The following is an 18,415-nucleotide window of genomic DNA, read 5'->3' as shown; positions in this document are numbered from 1 at the left end:
GCAACCGATGCTTGGATCAAAATATATTTTCCCAGGTGGGTTATGTTCTTACCATCTGAGGCAGATGCCATGGTTGGAGTGTTAATGAAGAATGATGCAGAAAATTCTCAGCAAGGTTGCATTACGCCCACACTCAAGGCTTGGCGGGAATGGTTCCAAGCCGCCCGCCCGCGCAACAGTGGAACTTTCAGCGACCCGTTTGCCGGATGGGAATAATATTTATGCGTGCGCCAGCCTGCTCCTTCCGCACCCTGGGCCGAATGGTTTTTCAACTTAAGTTTGGCCGTGAGGGTGGATATCATCCCTCACCCGCAAATTAGCATTGATGGAGGAGGAAAAAGATTGAGGTTAAATAGAGGATGGAACCAACAGAAGCCCTTTCCATCAATCTTATTTCTGCCAGAACTTTAGAATGTATAACGTTGTTATGCGTAATTATTTAAAACCAATTTCTTATTTGAGGGTTGCAAATGCCTAACAGCATTAGTTTAATCGGAATGATCCTTCAGATTCTAAAACTCATGGAAGCTTTAGGGAAGATATACAGCTGAATTTTTGCACCCAGAGAGCTGGCTCCCCTATGTTATTTCTTAATGGGTGACACCCTCAATCTTGATGGCAAGTACTGCACTCTCTTATCAAGGCTGCGTGACAGGTAGGGAACGTCGGCTGACTTCAACTTCCCTTAGTATCTGGAAAGAGGTAAAGTATGGCGAATTGAGTCTGAGAAAATCTGCATGCAAGTCATGCATAAAATTTATTGAATATAGAAACAGGCTAGTGCAGACCACAAATATTCATAGAATTAAATCATTAGGTAATTCGAAAACAATCTCGAATTAACAATTACGCGTAGCCTATCAAAAGAGTGATCTTAAAGAACATTTTGATAACACAAATCAGGAGGTGATAAATCTTCACCTGAATTTTAAGAAATTGGACTTGTGAGTTACAATGAGCCAAAGTAAGAAATTAATCATAAATTATTTCCTGTATCACAGCTTATTCCTGAAGCATCGGAGCCACTGGTATTCTTCGATCAATTCTTGATTATTAATATTAGAAACCATTTCATTTCCCTCTTACCGATAAACTTCCCGGCGATGGCCGATTCTTAGAACCAGTATCATAATTTCTTCATCCTGAATCTGGCAGATTAGACGGTAATCCCCCACCCGGTATCGCCACAACCCGTAAACTGATTGCCCTTCAAACTGTCGCCAAGACTATGAGGTTAAGATTAGGTCAAGACGTTCGTGTAAAACTTACAATATTCTTCTGACTGTTCTTTCGGCAAATCATCCAAGGCTTTTTTCAGCAGCGCTTGAGAATTCAATCTTCCATGCCATGACGCTTCATCACCTTGGCTAGGGAGGCAGTTTTGCTTGCCCTTGCGAATGTCTTCAAGCACCCGTTCGGCCAGATAAATATCTCTAATTCTTCTAAATGTTCGAAATCGCTTGGCGCACGTAAAGCTTTCGTGCGCCCAGTGTTTTGGCCAGCTTTTCCAACCGTTCCTCAATCTCCACTGGTAATCGAATTGCCAACATGATGAATTCTCTCGTTATACATGTACGATATTGCTATAAATGTATAAGAATATCATTAAATAGTCAAATATAAGCTTTAAATAAACATCAAACTACTTCTTCATCCTTCAATACATATGCTGGCCGCCATTGAGGGAGGGTCGAGCCGTGATAAACCCGGCCTCATCGGATACCAAAAGACCACACCACGGGCGATTTCGGCCGCTTGTCCCAATCGTCCCACCGGAATTTTCGCGACAATTTTTCTAAAATATTGGGAGGCACGAAAGCTGCCTCATCTCGGTATCAATATAACCGGGGGCAATGGCATTAACGGTAATTCCCTTAGTCGCCCCTTCCTGAGCCAGCGCTTTGGTAAAGCCATGAATACCCGATTTGGCCGCGGCATAGTTCACTTGGCCATACTGCCCAGCCTGGCCGTTAATCGACCCGATATTGACAATGCGGCCAAAATTGCGTTCGCGCATGCTATCAATCAGCACCCGGCACATATTGAAACAAGATGTTAAATTGGTATCGATTACCTCCTGCCATTGCTGGGGGGTCAGGCGATGCAACGGGGCATCACGGGTAATACCAGCGTTATTTACCAAAATATCAATCGGCCTAAATCTTTGCTAATTTTGGCCACTGCTTTTTCACATTCCCGTAATTGGCTACGTTAAAGGGATATGCCGATATGCCCGTTTTAGCGGAAAATTGTTGAGCAGCCGTTTGATTATTGGCATAGCCCGCCGCCACCGATATCCCGCTTTTTTAATGCTTCGCAAATGGCGGCACCAATACCGCGCGTACCACCCGTAACCACTGCTACCCGTTTTGTCATCTTACCCTCCCCGCCGGATTTTTATTTTTGTAGTAAATTTTATAAATTTCTCTGTTCTGTGCATAGATTTATTAATATACATAAAGTGAATCGATCTTAATATGATAAAAATTAAATTACCCGTGTGACGTATCATAGATAGTAATTTACTAGCCTTGCCATAAATTATCCCCAAATTTTTATTTACACACTTTAAATCTATCTTGAACATAAAACCACATAAAATCAGTAGGAATTCAATTTACAAAATTGAGGCTGTCTTGGAAATGAGAATGAATATTTTGGAGATTTTTTAAAGGACCATTATGAGATTTATGAATGAAACATGCAGCTGCCATTCTCAAAAATGATTTTCCCCAAGAATGGAATGACATAATCGAAACCCTTACAAACTTTAGATTTAGAAAAAGTTGGATTACTGTAGGAGGAGGAAGTAAATCTAAAGTAGCAGAAGCTATAGATACTTCCTTATATGCGAAAGGTTGGAAAGAAAAATCTTTAAAACAAAGTTATTGTAATGATAAAATCGATTCACCTTCACAAAGTGGATTGTTATAAGAATAGAGTAGCACTTGAAATTGAATGGAATAATAAAGATCCTTTTTGATAGAGATTTAAATAATTTGACTTCTTTTTGATTTACGTGCTATAAGCGTTGGAGTTATAATAAGATGTGATAATCTCCAAGAGATTTTTGTATCACTCAAAGAGGCTTCTTACGGGGCATCCACAACACATATGAGTAAACTACTGCCCAGAATTGAGGGCGGAGGTGGTGCTGGCTGCCCACTTTAGTTTTTTGGAATTACAAAAACTTATATTTAGAGGATTAAATAATGCTATTAAATGAAAATGTTATTATAGATTTTAGCAATAAAGTAACTCAAAAATTTCATACTATATTAGCCGATCCTCCTTGGCAGTTTAAAAACAGGACTGGCAAAATGGCACCCGAACATAAAAGACTTAACCGATATCCAACTTTATCCCTAAAAGAGATAAAAAATATCCCTGTTAATGAATGCCTGCTTGAGCCTTCTCATTTATATTTATGGGTACCTAATGCGTTGATCAAAGAAGGTATTGAAGTTATGGAAGCGTGGGATTTCAGTATAAAACTAATATTATTTGGCATAAAATTAGGAAAGATGGGTAGACGGTAGAGGGTAGGGTTTATTTTAGAAATGTTACTGAGATTATATTGTTTGGAGTAAAAAGGAAAAACGCCTGAACGTTAAATTAGGAAGAACACAAGTAAATATAATACAAACCAGAAAGAGAGAGCATTCCAGAAAACCAGATGAACTTTATGATATTATTGAACGCTGCAGCAAACCGCCCTATTTAGAATTATTTGCGCGTGGGCATGCCCTGGCTGGGAACAATGGGGCAATCAGGTTGAGGATTATAAACCTCATTGGCCTACTTACGCACATAATTCCCAAATGCTGTTTTAAGAAGTTTATTTTAGATAATTAGAAAAAAGATGTAGTAAATTTATTTTGCAACTATATTTCACCTGATCTTTGTTCCAGAACCTATTGGGTATTGCTGCGTCAAGATTTTAGTAATAACCATTTTATTCCCGCTCCACACACATCGCAATGCCCATGCCGCCGCCAATGCACAGGTAGCAGGCCGCGTTTGGCTTTGCGGCGCACCATTTCGTGCAGCAAGGTTACCAGAATGCGAGCGCCTGAGGCACCAATGGGGTGACCCAAGGCAATTGCCCCGCCATTGACATTCACCTTCGCCTTGTCCCATTTCATTTTCTTTGGTTCACAACGCAAGATTGCACGGCAAAAGCCTCATTCGCTTCAATTAAATCCAATTGCTCCATTTTCCACCCCGCCCGCTGCAAGGCCAAACGGCTGGCCGGAATGGGGCCCGTTCCCATCAAAGCAGGTTCCACCCCCGCCGTTGCCCAGGAAACGATCCGCGCCAACGGCTTGATCCCTTTCTTCACAGCTGTCGTCTTTGACATTAAAACCAAAGCCGCTGCCCCGTCATTTAAGCCGGAGGCGTTGCCAGCCGTGACCGTACCTTTTTCCCGGTCAAAAGCCGGGCGTAATTTGGTAAGCAATTCTAAAGTTACGCCAGCTTTGGGATATTCGTCCGCCGTCACCAAACTTTCAATTTTGCCGTTTTTGACTGGCACAGGGACAATTTCGGCTTGGAACAAATTGTTTTTAATGGCTTGTTCGGTTTTTTGCTGGGAAAAAAGGGCAAATTCATCTTGTTGTTGACGGCTGATGTTAAATTGCCGGGCTAAATTTTCTGCCGTTATCCCCATATGGTAATGGTGAAAAGCATCCCATAACCCATCATGAATCATGGTATCTACCATGGGGGCATCCCCCATTTTCACCCCAGGTCGCAACCATATACAATGGGGAGATTGGCTCATGCTTTCCTGCCCGCCCGCCACAACCATATCTTGATCACCCAGGCGGATGCTTTGGTAAGCAGCTACTACCGCACGCAAACCGGAACCGCACATTTGATTAAGGACATAGGCAGTGGCACCCACCGGAATGCCTGTAGCCATCGCCGCTTGCCGGGCCGGGTTCTGTCCGGCGCCTGCCGTAAGTATTTGCCCCATCACCACTTCCTGGATATCTTGGGGAGCGGTTTTTGCGCGTTCCAAAGCGGCCCTAATGGCCACCGTCCCTAATTGATGGGCGGGCAGATTGTTAAAAACCCCTTGAAAGGAGCCGATGGGGGTACGCACAGCACTAGCGATTACAACTTCTTGCATCATCTTCTCACTATTTTATTGAACCAATCATTCTCACAGCTTTCCACCTAGCAGCCTCAGCAGGCGCCAATTTTCATGCTGCGCTACAACATAATATATCACATGCTATTTTTAGGCAAATTTTTTCGGCTCTAAGAAAGGGTATTTAGCCAATTCGCAATCACTGCAATAGTTTGCGGTGCAGCACGAGGACTGGCCACCATGCCAATATGACCAGCGTCAATAGTCACCATCTTTATAGATGGCAGGTTGCTGGATATGGCAGATGCACTAGCTAGGGGGACAATCCGGTCTTGTTTCGGCAGTACCGCCAATATAGGGCAATCTACATATCGGGGGTCAATGATCTGCCCACACACCCGCCATTGTGCCTGAATGGGCAAATTATCCCGGTACCAGTTTTCTAAAGATTCCTGAATGACCCGCTGGGTAACGGCTACCCCATCATTTAACCAATCCTCAAGCGTTACAAATTGCTGGGCAGCGGCAGATTGCTGGGGTAACTCCCCGAATTTGCTGAATTTTTGTAGGATTTGCAAAGGGTTAAGTGCCGAAAAATACCATTGTAACCATTCAACCGGCACCACAGATAGGGATGACAACAAAGATTGCCAACTGGGCCAATGGCGGCTAAGGGCTTGCGCGAACGGCATGGGTGCCACATGAAAATCCCAAGGGGTTGCCAATAGGCATAGGCTCTTAAAAAATTTCGGCTTCAAGACGGCCGCAGCCATAGCCAGCAACCCGCCCATACAATAGCCCATGATATAAACAGGTTGATCACCTGCTTGCAGCTTGGCTGCCTCCACCATGCGTAATAATCGTCCCATATAACCATCCAAACCCAATGGCTGTTCCAAGACAGTGGGATCACCCAAATCCACTAGCAATGTTGTGTATCACTGTTCTCCTAACTTCCGAATAAAAGCATTATGTTCTGCTAAACCCAAAATATAGGAACGGTTGATGAGGGAAGGACTATCACTATCATCCCTTGCGGTTGCGTTGCTTGACATGAAATAAGCGGCTGGTTGATTCTGAAAACCACCGGCAGCGGCTTGATTTGCCGCTTATACGGATGATTTTGATAAGCTTATCCCCTTCAGAAAACGCTGGTAACGCGCAAGTCCTTCGTGATTGATGGCGTCAAGAAGGGCGCTTGGAAGATTTAGGGGTGCCTTGAGGGGCGGCTGAGCCATTTTGTCGTTCCAAAACGGCCACCCGTTTTTCAAGGTCATGGGGCGTTTGGCAATTCATCCACATCGCCCAGGCGTTGTTCAGATGATAAGCCAGCGGCTTTGGGCTTTGCAGGCGGTTGTTCATGATCAGCAGCCTTGGGATGTTGCGTTGGGTGCGGTGCAGCAGCTTTTGGGTTTTGGGCATCACGTTGGGCAGCCGCCTGCTGTAAATTATTCAAGAAATATCCCCATTGGTCAACCCAGTAAGGATCTGCCAAATTACCGGATAATTGCTGCTGCCACAAATCAAGGGGTTTGTTTGGCCGCCTCTATCCATGAACCCGGGTAATCGGGATTAAAGGAACTATCGGGTAGGCTCCTTTCCCCTTATCTGCCGTCCCTGGTTTAGCGGATGGATTGGCTTTTCGGTATTTTGGGCGGATGAATTTTTTGTGGTCGGTGGTTGCCATGTTGTTTCTTTCTGATCGGTTATTTGATTTTTTTAACCCAACGGATCATTTGACAGAAAAATCATTGTGATCCTAATTTTCCCCTATATAATGGGGCAGGATTAATTGTTTATTTTAGCTATTTTTCGATAGCATCTGAGATAGCTTAACAAAAAAGAACCCTTATTCCTAACGGAAAATACAAGTTGGTTTGCTGAACCAGCCATCTGATATTAAAAACCAGCCAGGAAAAATCCATGACCGAAACCGCTGCCCCCGCTAAACCTATCAAGATTAAGAAATACGCCAATCGCCGTCTTTATAATACCGCCACCAGCAGCTATGTGACTTTGGAATATTTATGCCAGTTAGAAATATCTGGATCAGTCGATGGAGAGCTTTGTGCAACAGCAACAAAATTTCCGCCAGCAATTGCAACAAACTTTTGGCCCTATGTTCCCTTTGCCGCAGCTTGATGATGTGACGCGCCGCAATATGGATTTTTTCCAAAAATCCTTGCAGATGTTTAACCCCTTTGGGGCTAAAAATACCATGGGCACTGAGAAAAACCAGGAAAGATCCTCGCCCAGTAGTGGCGGGCAACCCGATCAAAGCTTAAAAAACTTAAAGGAACAGTTGGACCAATTGCAGCAACAACTGAACCAACTGCAGCAAAACTCAAAGAAATAATCCCGGTTCTCTCAGGCAATTCCCGGTCAGCCAGCTTTTTTGGGGGCATTTATAAAATTCGTATACGTACGAGGCTTTTAATCCATGCAATTAATATTCAAGCTTTTATTTTTTTAGCTTTATCGCCGGTACAGCCTTAGGACAACAGCCCGCGCAACCATCCAAATTATGGTCATATTATACGGGAGATATGTTCTTAACTTTATGTGATAATGATCCAAATACTTGTTCCTATTATATAATCGGTCTTATAGATGGATTAGAAATAGTGGATCAGTGGAACAACACTTGCTCCTATTTTCTATTCCCCACCCGTTACAGATTTCATGCTGCGCGAAATTATCACCAGAAGGTTAAAACAAGCTCCAAAAGATGGGTATTTGGGTGGGCATTTTTCAGCTTCAGGCCTTATCATCATCATATTATTTGAGGAATTCCCTGCCCAAAACCCATTTCTTAAGGAATGTGTAAAATTTTGACCCTCAGAAATCAGATAGTGGATTCTTTTGATTGGCGCTCGCCACGGGTGATCTTCCGGCTAAGCAAAATAAATGAAGTCGTACGGCCAACCCTGGCAACCGCCCGATTTTGCTTAACAACTGATCTAAATCTCGGCATCAGTAGCAGCGATTTCAACCATCAAGTCATATTCACCGCTGACCGTATGGGCCACCAGCACCTCGGCCATGCCGCGCAGACTTTCAATTACCCGTTCCTGTTGACGTGATTCCAGCACCACCATGACCATTGCCCGCCACCTTGCGGATGCACAGGAATGGTTTTTAGCACCACGCTATACCCTTCAATGATCCCCTGCTGTTCCAACCGCCGAAGCCGCTGCTGCACGGCACTCCGCGATAAACCAACCTTCCTCGCCAATAATGCAGCTGACACCCGGGCATTTGCCGTTAATAAGCTTATCAGATGTTCATCCGTCTGATCAGGATTTTGTTTTAAGGACATTTCTGTTTATTCCGTCATTTCGAGATTATTTAAAGTCATTTGTCTGGTTTTATGGATAAATCTATCATTACGCCAGCTATCTTCTGTCCAGCCGACAGGGTAGCATATCATTATTCATTCAACAAGATTTTTGGCACAGAGGGACAAGCATGTATCAAGTATTAGTGGTGGGCGGCGGTAAAATTGGCAGCGCAATTGCGGAAATGTTAAATGCTAGCGGCGAATATAAAGTGGCGGTTGCTGACCGTAGTAAGGATTTTATGACCCATATCAAAAATCCGGCCATCCGTAAAATTGAGGCAGATGTGGCCAATGAAAAACAACTATTGCAAGCCATGCAAGGTATGCAGGCGGTGCTGAGCGCCCTGCCCTATGCCCTCAATCCGCTGGTCGCCCGTGCAGCAACGCAAGCTGGCGCCCATTATTTTGACTTGACCGAGGATGTGACTTCCACCCGTACCGTTAAACAATTGGCGGAGAAAGCCAAAACCGCGCTGGTGCCGCAATGCGGCTTAGCCCCTGGATTTATAGGTATTGCCGCCCACCATTTGGCGAAGAATTTTGATAAATTACACCAAGTGTCCATGCGCGTCGGGGCCTTACCGCAATTTCCGGTCAACCGTTTGAAATATACCTTAACCTGGAGCACAGACGGCCTGATCAATGAATATTGCAATCTGTGTGAAGCCATTGAAAACGGCAGAAAAGTCGAACTAACGCCCTTGGAAGGACTCGAACATTTCTCCCTAGACGGCGTGGAATATGAGGCTTTCAATACCTCCGGCGGACTGGGCACTTTATGTGATACGCTGGCTGGCCGCGTACAATTCCTAAACTATAAAACCGTCCGCTATCCCGGCCACCAAAACCTGATGCAGTTTTTACTACAGGATTTACGCCTGCAAGAACGGCGTGAGGTGGTGAAAAACATTTTGGAAAATGCCATTCCCGGTACGGGACAAGATGTGGTGTTGGTGTTTGTTAACGTCACGGGCGAAAAGGGCGGAAAATTTTGGCAAGAAACCTATAGCCGTAAAATCTATGCTAAAGAGATCAACGGCAAATGGATGAGCGCCATTCAAATCACCACTGCTGCTGGCGCCTGCGCCATGATTGACATGCACCGCTTGGGCAAATTGCCAGCTAAGGGTTTTGTTAGGCAGGAAGATGCCAATTTGGATGATTTCTTGGCCAACCGCTTTGGTAAGCATTACGCTGGTTAAGCAAAATTGCTTCAATCCGTTAAAAGGGCAAACAAGAAATTCTTGTTTGCCTTTTTTATCATGAAATTTTTTAAATTTCTTTGCATGCGGTCGTCTTCACCTGCCGCGCACCTGGCACACTGCCTTTAGGTTATCCCTAGCTTCGCGCACATCCCTAGAAACATCAGAGGGGGATAAAGAACATTTCTTGAGAACCCAATAAAAGATTGCATCCCCAAAGATTGGATGATAGGAAAACAATCAGAATGCTTTTTTCGCCCGCTATGCGGGGACTAGCTGATTTTCAGGAAAAGACCATGCATGATTTAGCGCCATTGATCAGGGATTTAGCGGTCATGTTAGGTGTGGCAGGTATTACCACGCTGCTTTTCCAGAAAATCCGCCAACCACTGGTCTTAGGATATTTGGTTGCCGGTATCATTATCGGCCCTATACCCTGTCTCATTCCTTAATCATTGACCTGCCCAACATTAAAATCCTTTCTGATTTGGGCGTCATTTTTTTGATGTTTTCTTTAGGATTGCATTTCAGCTTTCAAAAGCTGGCGCGGGTGGGGTTTTCCGCCGGATTGACGGGGTTATTTGAAGTCTTGGCCGTTTGCGCCCTAGGCTTCGGCGTGGGTCGCCTGATGGGCTGGGCATTTTATGATTCTTTATTTTTAGGGGCGGCAGTTGCCATCTCATCAACCACCATCATTATCAAAGCCATGAGTGACCTTGGCTTGATGAAAAAACGATTTACGGAATTAGTTTTTGGTGTTTTGGTGGTCGAAGATTTATTAGCCATCCTTTTATTGGTATTTCTATCAACCGTTGTTAAAACTGACAGTATTTTCTCCCTAGAAATCACCTGGTCAGCCTTACAATTGATCTTAGTCGTTGGGGCATGGTTTATTATCGGCTATTTCCTGATCCCCACCTTGATGCGGCGGATTACCGGATACGCCACCCAAGAAACTTTAACGGTTGTTTCCATAGGCCTTTGCTTACTTTTGGTATGGGTTGCAGATTATTTCCATTATTCGACTGCCTTAGGGGCTTTTATTATGGGATCTATCCTATCGGAAACCAGATTGGTGCAGCGGATTGACCATATTATTACCCCTATCAAAGACATGTTTGCCGCCGTTTTCTTCATTTCGGTGGGCATGATGTTGAATCCAAACGTGTTGTGGGAGCATTGGTCGGCAGTCTTGGTGATCACTTTATTAGTTACCTTAGGTAAATTATTGCTTACCGCAACCGGCGCCCTTTTGACTGGACAAAGTTTAAATACATCGCTGCGTTTGGGGTTCAGCATGTCTCAGGTGGGTGAATTTTCGTTTATCATTATCGGATTAGGATTGACCTTAAATGTCACCAGCTCCTCCCTATATGCCATTATTGTGGCCGTTTCAGGGATTACCACTTTACCACCCCCTATTCCATCCGCTTATCGGGATATTTAGCGCAGAAAATAGATGGCTTGTTATCGAACCGGGTAAAATATTTCTTAGCCAGCTATTCCTCGTGGGTTTTTCGCACCTTATCTCAATCAAAACAGCAATCATTGTTCCGTAAAACCACGGTGCGGTTATTGGTTAATGGCCTGATCGTGGCAATTATTTTTACCTTGGGCAATAAATTGCTGTTGGCCCCTATCGCGACACTTTTTGAAGAAAAATGGTTGGGATTAACCGCTGCTTGGTTGATTGCCATGCTACTCTCCTCACCTTTCCTTTGGGGCATGTTATTTTCTTCACGGGGTACCACACGCCAAGAAATAATGTTTTCCACTTTTTCCATCACCCTTTTATGGTTATTAACAATTGCAGAAGTTTTAATCCTCACCGTTGCTTATTTCCGCCACTGGGTGGTGTTTGGAGTCTTGGCGGTTGTCTTTTTAGCCTTATTTTCTTTTGCTTACCGACATTTGGGAAGATTATATCAATGGTTTGAGCAACGGCTGGTTGGTAACATCCGTAAAGAAGATGGGCGGCAACGGAAATATGAAGAATTATCGCCGTGGGACAGTCATTTTGTAGAAATGGAGGCAAGCTCCCACTCACCCTTATTAGGCAAAACCCTAACCCAAAACCAACTGCGGCAAAAATTTGGGGTGAATATTGTGGCGATTTACCGCGGCGCCCGCACTATCATTGCCCCACGCGGGGAGGAACGGATTTTACCGCTAGATAAGTTGATCGTCTTGGGAACGGACGAACAAATCGACCAATTCAGTAAAATGGTTGAAAAGGATGAAGAACCAACAGAACCTGTTGATTTATTGGATAATTTTTCTTTAAAAGCATTATTTTTACCTGTTGATCATCCGGCGGTTGGCAAAAATATTCGCGATTCTCAATTGCGGGAACAAGCCCATGGGTTGGTTGTAGGCATTGAACGGGTAGGTAGGCGTATTTTGAACCCCGATCCAACCACAATCTTGCAAGCCAACGATTTGCTATGGATGGTGGGGGATTCTGAAAACTTAAAGGCTTTTGATCGGCCTAGATCAGAACCACAAGATACCTACTAATATTCTACCTTTAATATTCAATTCAGGCGGATAATAACTTCTTGTCTTAGGTGTAAGCAGATTGCGCCTTGACAAATAATCATATGTATGCAAACTATATTATATGATAAAATTAGATGACAGTATCGGATTTTTAATTAACCGGGCAGCTTTTACCATGAAGCGTGCCCTTGACCATAAGCTCGCTGCTTATGATCTAACAGCGCCCCAATGGGCCATTTTAACCCAGCTTTGGGAAAAAAATGGTCAGCCTCTTATTGCCATTGGCAAAAACCTTTATTTTGATAAAGCCACGATGAGCGGTATTATTGATCGATGAAGAAAAAAGACCTTGGTGACTAAGGTACGTGATTTAATGGACCGGCGGTCAATTAGGGTGTATCTAACATTTGAAGGATCAAGGTTACGGAATGAATTACCGCCCCACGCCATCGCGGTTAATCAATTAGCCAAAGGTTTTTTAAAAAATGACATCGAACGGCTGCAAAACTTATTTCAAGATGCTATGCAACAATTTGGAGGAATAACTCATACTTATATAGTTCGTATCCAAACTATATATTCAACGACTATTGAAGCAAGAAAGGGAATAAGAAAGATGAAATCCCTGAAATTATTCCATTATCTAGGCCTGATTTTATTTTTAGGAAGTATTTTTCTTTATATCTTGATATCCGGGTTAACCAGCCACAGCAGCCTGGAAAACCTGGTATTTTCCAGGCAAATAATCCGCACCGGCACCCTTTTCTTAACTATTCCCGGCCTGGGGTTAGTTGTGCTAAGCGGCCTGATTATGACCACAAAATATTATGGTTTTTTAAACATCGTTATTTACTATCAAACAATTCTTAATGCTGATTATCCTTTTGAATAGTAAATTCTTGGTCTTGCCCGCCATTGAAGAAGCATTGTGATTGGCGAAATTATCACAAGAAACCGGGTTTTTACTACCGGAATATCAGGCGGCTTACCAGCAAGAAGCAATTTTTGGGGGGATTAATGTGATGCTGAGTATTGTTTCGATGGTCGTAGCTATCTGGAAACCGAAAGCCAGGAGAAAACCCTTATAAAGGATCTTGCCCCTATAAAATATATAGCACTGACCAAGCATTAGACCATTTGTGTTTATCGCCTGGCCTGAAAAAACTGGCAGCAGCTGGGTGGACCTTATCGCCTGCAATGCCCCTGAAACCTCGGGCGGTGGTGACAGGTGGGTTGAGTAAAAACCCGGCAGCCATGCTCAACCCCCCCACCCTTAGGATCCTCCGCCCCAAAATAGAGGCGGCGGATGCGCGCAAAACTGATGGCGGCCGCACACATGGGGCAAGGTTCCAAGGTCACATATAAATCAGCATGGGTTAATATTTTACAATTCACCTGGCGGATCACCAGCATTTCGGCATGGGCGGTAGGATCGCATAATTCCTCAACCCGATTGCCCGCTTTGGCTAAAATTTGCTGGTTTTGATAATCGACCAATACCGCCCCCACCGGCACTTCTCCGCGCTGTGCTGCCGCCGCTTCTTCTAAGGCAATTTCCATAAAGGGGGAAGATAATAATCCAACCATATTTGACCTTATCTGTATCAAGATGATAACCACATTCCTATCATTCGTTTTCCTATTCAACCTGGCAAGTAAAAATAGGAAAGTGTGATCATGCGGTATTTTCGTTAAACAATTACAAACCCTTGTCATTCCCCTGGTTTACTTTTATGCTGAAAGCAGATAAGAAAAAAACATAACATGATTGCAAAAAACCGTTCGGCATGACACCGTGCGCACAAAAGACCGGCGTACCCTGTTTGAATACCGGATGATCAAGGAGCGTTAGAGCGTAACCTGCCAGTACTCGGTATTTGCGGCGGGCAGCAATTATTAAATGTGGTACTTGGCGGTTCGCTGATCCAGCATATCCCCGATGAAATCAAAACCACTTTGAAACATGAGCAACCCAATCCTCGCAATGAGCCGGGCCATGATGTCTTGATTAAGGCCAACACCTTGTTGCACCGGATTTGCCAAACCGATAAATTAGCCGTCAACAGCGCCCATCATCAAGCGGTCAAAAGTGTTGCCAAACCGGTCGTGGTCAACGCCGTCGCACCCGACGGGGTGATTGAAGGCATTGAAGACCCGCGTTACCGCTTTTGCCTGGGGGTGCAGTGGCATCCCGAATATGAAATCAGTGAGGGTGACCGGCGGATTTTCAAAGCCATGATCGCTAGTGCCATTGCAGCCTAAGAAATAGTTGACATGACAGACCCGATCAAAGAACCGGCAGATTTGGGCGAACACCTGCCTGACGCAAAAGGCCAGAGGCTGGCTAAAGTTATTGCCCGTTCCGGCTTATGTTCAAGACGGGAAGCAGAACGTTATATTGAGCAAAAACGCGTCCAAGTGGACGGCAAAGTTATCATTAGCCCAGCCCTAAACGTTACCCTTGACCAGATCATTGTGGTTGACGGTCAGGTTATTCCCGATATCGAACCCACGAAATTATGGCGGTACTATAAACCCCGCGGTTGCCTGACCACCCGGCATGACCCGGAAGGAAGGGCGACCATCTATGAATATTTACCCCGTCAATTGCAACGGTTAAACGCGGTTGGGCGGTTGGATTTTAATTCGGAAGGTTTATTGCTGTTAACCAATGATGGCGAACTGGTTCGCCAGTTAACGCTGCCAGCCAATCACTGGCTGCGGCGCTACCGGGTCGCGTTCACGGACAGGTTGACCAAGGGTCGTTGCAACGTTTGCAAGAGGGACTGACCATTGATGGCATTCAGTATCAGACTGGAAGAGGTAACCTTGGACCGCCAACAAGGGGAGAATGCCTGGCTGACCATCAGCTTGCGGGGAAGGAAAAAACCGGGAAATCCGCCGTTTGTGTGAATTTTTGCTGGGAAGTCAGCCGTCTGCTGCGTTTGTCTTTTGGCCCCTTCCAATTGGGCAATTTACTGAAAGGTGAAGCCGAACAAATTCCTCGGGCGGGTGCTGCGGAATCAGTTGGGCATCAACGCCAAAATAAAGACCAAGAAAAAATGATCCGTATTATCAGCGGCAGGTGGCGGGGAAATTGCTGCAAACTTTACCTGGGCAGCATACTCGCCCCACCGCTGACCGCACCCGGACAGGCACTGTTTAATGTGTGGGAACATAACCTGAATTTCTAGCCCGGTCATCGGGCTTCTTATCCGTTTGGCAAAATTTGGTGGTGATTGATGGGTTTGGCAGCGGCGCGTTAGGATTGGAAGCCTTATCACGGGAGCAGACCAGGCTTATTTTTTGAACAACATTCTGAAGCCACACGGATTATCCAACAAAATATTAAACAATTGTCTGTTCAAGATAAAAGCCGCCTGTACCCAGGCAATATCCTGAACCCTCCTTTATTATCCACCCAGTCCGGGTTAATTCCGGCACATTTGGTTTTTCTTGATCCCCTTATCACCAGGATCTTATTATCCCGCCTTGCAGTCCCTGAAAACAAGGCTGGTTGCAACCAAACTGCCGTTTCGTTTTGGAAATGGCCGCGGACGAAGAATTACCTATTTCCCCCTACCGTTGGTGGCAAGAAGGCTGTACGGATCAACAAAAGTGTTGTTGGGCTGGCGTTTAACACGGTAACTTATCATTTTTAGACCAAAAAAATGTTTGCTAGCACCCTCAATTCATTCATCCTACCATAAGAAATGATAAGGGAGATAGTATGGCCATACCCAAATTTTACGAATTGATGCTGCCGGTTCTACAACTTGCTCAAAGCCTGAATAACCCGCAGGAAATAAAAACATCCCTGGCAATCCAGGAATTATCGCGGCTTCAAACTGACCGGAAGCAGAACGGTATCAGTTGTTGCCCTCCGGCCGGGGATATTTGTTTATGAATCGAGTTGGGTGGGCCAAACATATTTGACAGCCGCCCAACTGATTGAATCAACGGGACGCGGCAGTTTTCGTCTGACGAACCGGGAATAGAATTATTAAATTCTAACCCTGCTTTTTTAACCGTCAATTTTTAAGGCGTTATAAAGAATTTGGGCAGTTTATGGCAGCGCGTGTCAGTGAACCAAGCAAAACCATGGGCAATCCCACTTCTCCTATCGAACAATCCAATCCTATTGGCGACACCAGTTCAGAATTAACCCCAGAAGAAATTGTTCGCCAATATCATGAACAAATCCAACGGTCTTTAGCCGCGGAACTACACAAACGACTGATGCAATTATCTTCAACTGCTTTTGAGAAAGTGGTCCTGAAGTTGTGGCAAAGGTCTTTAATGTCTCTGCCAATGGTACCAAACATTTAGGCCAAAGCTATGATGGGGGTGGACGGGTGATTTACCAAGATGTCTTGGAATTAGATCGCCTTTATATCCAAGCCAAACGTTTGTCAGCAGACACTTGGGTTTCCGCCCAACAAGTTCGTGAATTTATTGGCAGCTTAGATAAACATCACACCAACAAAGGGGTTTTTGTAACCACTGCGGATTTCAGCGCACCCGCTCGGGGCAAGAAGCAACTAAAGCTAGCAAAAATATCGCTTTAATTCATGGCGAAAAACTGACTCAGCTGATGATCAGCCATCATGTTGGTTGCGAAATTCGAGAAACCCTTCATATTTCACGCATTGATGAAGATTTTTTTAACGATTGGAATGAAAATTAATTCTTATCTGCAACCCATTGCGTTAATGGTATGTTTGACCGTTGAGGATAATAACTTTTGACTAAAGAAAAATGAGCGTTGTTTTCGCTAAGCTTTGCCTCTTCCTTTACCGGGAATTTTTATATCCTCCGAGAACAAAGTTTTTCAGATAACCCCTCAAGGGATATTGATATGTCATCATTTTTTGCAGAAACAGATAAGTTGCCCCAGAAAAATTGGTTAGCGGTTTTGGGTTGTTATTTTTTTATCCCCAGCCATTTCGCAGGCTCCTCCCCCCGTCTAGAATCAGTCACATGCTCCTTTACCATTCCCCAAAGGCAGTACAGCAAAATGTTGGGTTCTACATGTGCCTGAAAACCGCTCAAACCCCAATAGCCCGAAATTTCCTGCCAGTTGCCTTATTAAGCACACCTGACCAGAAGGAATTCCCAGACCCTATCTTATATTTGGATGGCGGCCCTGGTTACAGCGCAAATTCTCGGGAAGACATTTATGATTGGTGGGATTGATTGAATTAACCACTTGGAACCGCAAACGCGATTTATTGTTACTCGACCAGCGCGGTACCAAGCAGCCAACCCTGCCCTTTATTGCCCGGATTTTTTGATGGAAAATGGAACAATTGGCAGCAAATGGATTGCCGCTAAAATAATGGAAAGAAATGTTGCGAAAGCTTGCGGGCAATGCCAACAACAACCGAAAGCCGCACATATTGATTTGGCCGCGTATAATTCCCTGGAAAGTGCGGCAGATATTGCCGATTTATTAAAGGTTGATAGGATCCAGCAAGTCTAATATATACGGTATTTCTTGTGGTACCAAGCTGGCTTTAACCTTCATGCGCGATTACCCCAATATATACGCAGCGTGATTTTTGATTCATTTACCCGCCGGAAGTTGATTCATTTGTCGATGCCCCTGCGGCGGCATCCCATGCCTTTCATCGTTTTTCAGGGATTGCAGGGCTGATGACACCCGCAATCGACGATATCCTGATCTAAAAGCGGTACCTGCAATTATATCAACAGTTGGAAAACAACCTATCCAGATTGAGGGAAAGATGGCCTTAAAAAACCCGTAATATAATAGTGACCCCCACAACATTGGTATATAATGATTTTTCAAGGGCTCTAGACACCGCCAATATTAGAAAATTACCCGCTTAATCTATCAATTATTTCATGGCGAGGAACAATTGGCTTCAGCTTTATCCAAGATTTATTAGCCTGGGCGCACCCAATTTCTCTTATGGCATGTATTTTTCTTTTGAATGTAGCAGAATATCCCAGCACGAGTTTCCCAACCCTAAAAAAATTGGAAATTGACCGCTATAAGCCTTACTCCTTGGCAGTTGCCGATTATTATGATCTGAACATTGTCTGCCCTTTCTGGCACAGCGCAAATTCCCAAGCGGCCCTTAATAGCCCCAAGGTTTATAGCTCCATTCCCACTTAATCTTGTCTCCGCAATTGTGATCCCATCACGCCCCCTTAAATGCCGCCAAATTAACAGCTTCCAAATCTCAGAGAATTCCTTATTTTTTGAATTTCCTGACGTTGGTCATGGGGTGGTTTCCAGCAATAGCTGCGCTG

Annotated in this window: 23 protein-coding genes and 6 pseudogenes; 21 read left to right on the top strand and 8 right to left on the bottom strand. The window is 44.5% G+C overall.

Going from position 1 to position 18,415, the window contains the following annotated elements:
• The first annotated feature begins 42 nt into the window (after nt 1-42).
• Nucleotides 43-216 carry a hypothetical protein gene (locus IPP67_00145; GenBank protein ID MBL0337626.1) on the top strand — a complete coding sequence of 58 codons (174 nt, stop codon included), beginning with the start codon at nt 43-45 and terminating at the stop codon, nt 214-216.
• 866 nt (nt 217-1,082) lie between these two features.
• On the opposite strand, the gene IPP67_00140 is transcribed toward IPP67_00145, so the two are convergent.
• Together IPP67_00140 and IPP67_00135 are read right to left on the bottom strand one after the other, a co-directional pair.
• Nucleotides 1,083-1,190 carry a type II toxin-antitoxin system RelE/ParE family toxin gene (locus tag IPP67_00140; protein ID MBL0337625.1) on the bottom strand — a complete coding sequence of 36 codons (108 nt, stop codon included), beginning with the start codon at nt 1,188-1,190 and terminating at the stop codon, nt 1,083-1,085.
• 467 nt (nt 1,191-1,657) lie between these two features.
• Nucleotides 1,658-2,376: pseudogene (locus IPP67_00135) on the bottom strand (3-oxoacyl-ACP reductase).
• Nucleotides 2,377-2,686: 310 nt separating this feature from the next.
• On the opposite strand from IPP67_00135, the pseudogene IPP67_00130 reads away from it, so the two are divergent.
• Together IPP67_00130 and IPP67_00125 are read left to right on the top strand one after the other, a co-directional pair.
• A pseudogene (locus IPP67_00130) lies at nt 2,687-3,171 on the top strand (restriction endonuclease).
• A 41-nt stretch (nt 3,172-3,212) separates the two neighbouring features.
• A pseudogene (locus IPP67_00125) lies at nt 3,213-3,833 on the top strand (S-adenosylmethionine-binding protein).
• Between the two features lie 122 nt (nt 3,834-3,955).
• Here IPP67_00125 and IPP67_00120 read toward each other — a convergent pair.
• The 3 genes and pseudogenes from IPP67_00120 to IPP67_00110 form a co-directional block, all read right to left on the bottom strand.
• Nucleotides 3,956-5,134, bottom strand: a pseudogene (locus IPP67_00120) (acetyl-CoA C-acetyltransferase).
• A gap of 131 nt (nt 5,135-5,265) precedes the next feature.
• Entirely contained in the window at nt 5,266-6,024 is a 759-nt protein-coding gene (locus tag IPP67_00115) for an alpha/beta fold hydrolase (GenBank protein MBL0337624.1), read from the bottom strand.
• A gap of 344 nt (nt 6,025-6,368) precedes the next feature.
• The gene (locus IPP67_00110; GenBank protein ID MBL0337623.1) at nt 6,369-6,617 is read right to left on the bottom strand and encodes a hypothetical protein; all 249 of its coding nucleotides are present in this window, start codon (nt 6,615-6,617) and stop codon (nt 6,369-6,371) included.
• Between the two features lie 401 nt (nt 6,618-7,018).
• On the opposite strand from IPP67_00110, the pseudogene IPP67_00105 reads away from it, so the two are divergent.
• Together IPP67_00105 and IPP67_00100 are read left to right on the top strand one after the other, a co-directional pair.
• Nucleotides 7,019-7,132, top strand: a pseudogene (locus IPP67_00105) (polyhydroxyalkanoate synthesis repressor PhaR).
• 31 nt (nt 7,133-7,163) lie between these two features.
• Nucleotides 7,164-7,451 carry a hypothetical protein gene (locus tag IPP67_00100; protein ID MBL0337622.1) on the top strand — a complete coding sequence of 96 codons (288 nt, stop codon included), beginning with the start codon at nt 7,164-7,166 and terminating at the stop codon, nt 7,449-7,451.
• A 604-nt stretch (nt 7,452-8,055) separates the two neighbouring features.
• Here IPP67_00100 and IPP67_00095 read toward each other — a convergent pair.
• Both IPP67_00095 and IPP67_00090 read right to left on the bottom strand, forming a co-directional pair.
• Nucleotides 8,056-8,193 carry an Lrp/AsnC ligand binding domain-containing protein gene (locus IPP67_00095; GenBank protein ID MBL0337621.1) on the bottom strand — a complete coding sequence of 46 codons (138 nt, stop codon included), beginning with the start codon at nt 8,191-8,193 and terminating at the stop codon, nt 8,056-8,058.
• Nucleotides 8,157-8,414 carry a winged helix-turn-helix transcriptional regulator gene (locus IPP67_00090; GenBank protein MBL0337620.1) on the bottom strand — a complete coding sequence of 86 codons (258 nt, stop codon included), beginning with the start codon at nt 8,412-8,414 and terminating at the stop codon, nt 8,157-8,159. The genes IPP67_00095 and IPP67_00090 overlap by 37 nt, the downstream gene beginning before the upstream one ends.
• 149 nt (nt 8,415-8,563) lie before the next feature.
• On the opposite strand from IPP67_00090, the gene IPP67_00085 reads away from it, so the two are divergent.
• The 7 genes from IPP67_00085 (at nt 8,564) to IPP67_00055 (ending at nt 13,224) form a co-directional block, all read left to right on the top strand.
• Nucleotides 8,564-9,637 carry a saccharopine dehydrogenase NADP-binding domain-containing protein gene (locus IPP67_00085; GenBank protein MBL0337619.1) on the top strand — a complete coding sequence of 358 codons (1,074 nt, stop codon included), beginning with the start codon at nt 8,564-8,566 and terminating at the stop codon, nt 9,635-9,637.
• Between the two features lie 245 nt (nt 9,638-9,882).
• The gene (locus IPP67_00080; protein MBL0337618.1) at nt 9,883-10,089 is read left to right on the top strand and encodes a hypothetical protein; all 207 of its coding nucleotides are present in this window, start codon (nt 9,883-9,885) and stop codon (nt 10,087-10,089) included.
• A 35-nt stretch (nt 10,090-10,124) separates the two neighbouring features.
• A complete protein-coding gene (locus IPP67_00075) occupies nt 10,125-11,084 on the top strand; it encodes a cation:proton antiporter (protein MBL0337617.1) in 960 nt (319 codons plus the stop codon).
• A 101-nt stretch (nt 11,085-11,185) separates the two neighbouring features.
• On the top strand, nt 11,186-12,154 hold the full coding sequence (locus IPP67_00070; protein ID MBL0337616.1) for a TrkA C-terminal domain-containing protein: 969 nt from the start codon (nt 11,186-11,188) through the stop codon (nt 12,152-12,154).
• Nucleotides 12,155-12,257: 103 nt separating this feature from the next.
• Complete coding sequence (locus tag IPP67_00065) at nt 12,258-12,473, top strand: MarR family transcriptional regulator (GenBank protein ID MBL0337615.1); 216 nt, start codon at nt 12,258-12,260, stop codon at nt 12,471-12,473.
• Between the two features lie 36 nt (nt 12,474-12,509).
• Complete coding sequence (locus IPP67_00060) at nt 12,510-13,028, top strand: hypothetical protein (protein ID MBL0337614.1); 519 nt, start codon at nt 12,510-12,512, stop codon at nt 13,026-13,028.
• 40 nt (nt 13,029-13,068) lie between these two features.
• Nucleotides 13,069-13,224, top strand: a complete 156-nt coding sequence (locus IPP67_00055) for a hypothetical protein (GenBank protein MBL0337613.1) — start codon at nt 13,069-13,071, stop codon at nt 13,222-13,224.
• Nucleotides 13,225-13,321: 97 nt separating this feature from the next.
• Here IPP67_00055 and IPP67_00050 read toward each other — a convergent pair whose 3' ends face one another.
• The gene (locus IPP67_00050; protein MBL0337612.1) at nt 13,322-13,696 is read right to left on the bottom strand and encodes a nucleoside deaminase; all 375 of its coding nucleotides are present in this window, start codon (nt 13,694-13,696) and stop codon (nt 13,322-13,324) included.
• A 274-nt stretch (nt 13,697-13,970) separates the two neighbouring features.
• Here IPP67_00050 and IPP67_00045 point away from each other — a divergent pair.
• From IPP67_00045 to IPP67_00005, 9 genes and pseudogenes are all read left to right on the top strand, one after another.
• Nucleotides 13,971-14,398, top strand: a pseudogene (locus IPP67_00045) (gamma-glutamyl-gamma-aminobutyrate hydrolase family protein).
• A 12-nt stretch (nt 14,399-14,410) separates the two neighbouring features.
• Nucleotides 14,411-14,926, top strand: coding sequence for an rRNA pseudouridine synthase (locus tag IPP67_00040; GenBank protein MBL0337611.1), 516 nt, complete (start codon nt 14,411-14,413; stop codon nt 14,924-14,926).
• Complete coding sequence (locus IPP67_00035) at nt 14,902-15,330, top strand: hypothetical protein (protein ID MBL0337610.1); 429 nt, start codon at nt 14,902-14,904, stop codon at nt 15,328-15,330. Before IPP67_00040 ends, IPP67_00035 begins: the two co-directional genes overlap by 25 nt.
• A 162-nt stretch (nt 15,331-15,492) precedes the next feature.
• On the top strand, nt 15,493-15,798 hold the full coding sequence (locus tag IPP67_00030; GenBank protein MBL0337609.1) for a hypothetical protein: 306 nt from the start codon (nt 15,493-15,495) through the stop codon (nt 15,796-15,798).
• Between the two features lie 68 nt (nt 15,799-15,866).
• Nucleotides 15,867-16,043 (top strand): hypothetical protein, encoded by a 177-nt coding sequence (locus IPP67_00025; GenBank protein MBL0337608.1) that lies wholly within the window; start codon nt 15,867-15,869, stop codon nt 16,041-16,043.
• Between the two features lie 161 nt (nt 16,044-16,204).
• The gene (locus IPP67_00020) at nt 16,205-16,465 is read left to right on the top strand and encodes a hypothetical protein (protein ID MBL0337607.1); all 261 of its coding nucleotides are present in this window, start codon (nt 16,205-16,207) and stop codon (nt 16,463-16,465) included.
• Complete coding sequence (locus IPP67_00015) at nt 16,420-16,704, top strand: restriction endonuclease (protein ID MBL0337606.1); 285 nt, start codon at nt 16,420-16,422, stop codon at nt 16,702-16,704. Before IPP67_00020 ends, IPP67_00015 begins: the two co-directional genes overlap by 46 nt.
• Nucleotides 16,705-17,429: 725 nt before the next feature.
• On the top strand, nt 17,430-17,618 hold the full coding sequence (locus IPP67_00010; GenBank protein ID MBL0337605.1) for a hypothetical protein: 189 nt from the start codon (nt 17,430-17,432) through the stop codon (nt 17,616-17,618).
• A gap of 471 nt (nt 17,619-18,089) precedes the next feature.
• Nucleotides 18,090-18,278, top strand: a complete 189-nt coding sequence (locus IPP67_00005; GenBank protein ID MBL0337604.1) for a hypothetical protein — start codon at nt 18,090-18,092, stop codon at nt 18,276-18,278.
• Nucleotides 18,279-18,415: the final 137 nt, after the last annotated feature.

It is taken from the genome of Rhodospirillaceae bacterium (assembly GCA_016722635.1).
Lineage (GTDB): Bacteria > Pseudomonadota > Alphaproteobacteria > JAEUKQ01 > JAEUKQ01 > JAEUKQ01.
This window is presented reverse-complemented; position numbering and strand designations above follow the sequence as displayed.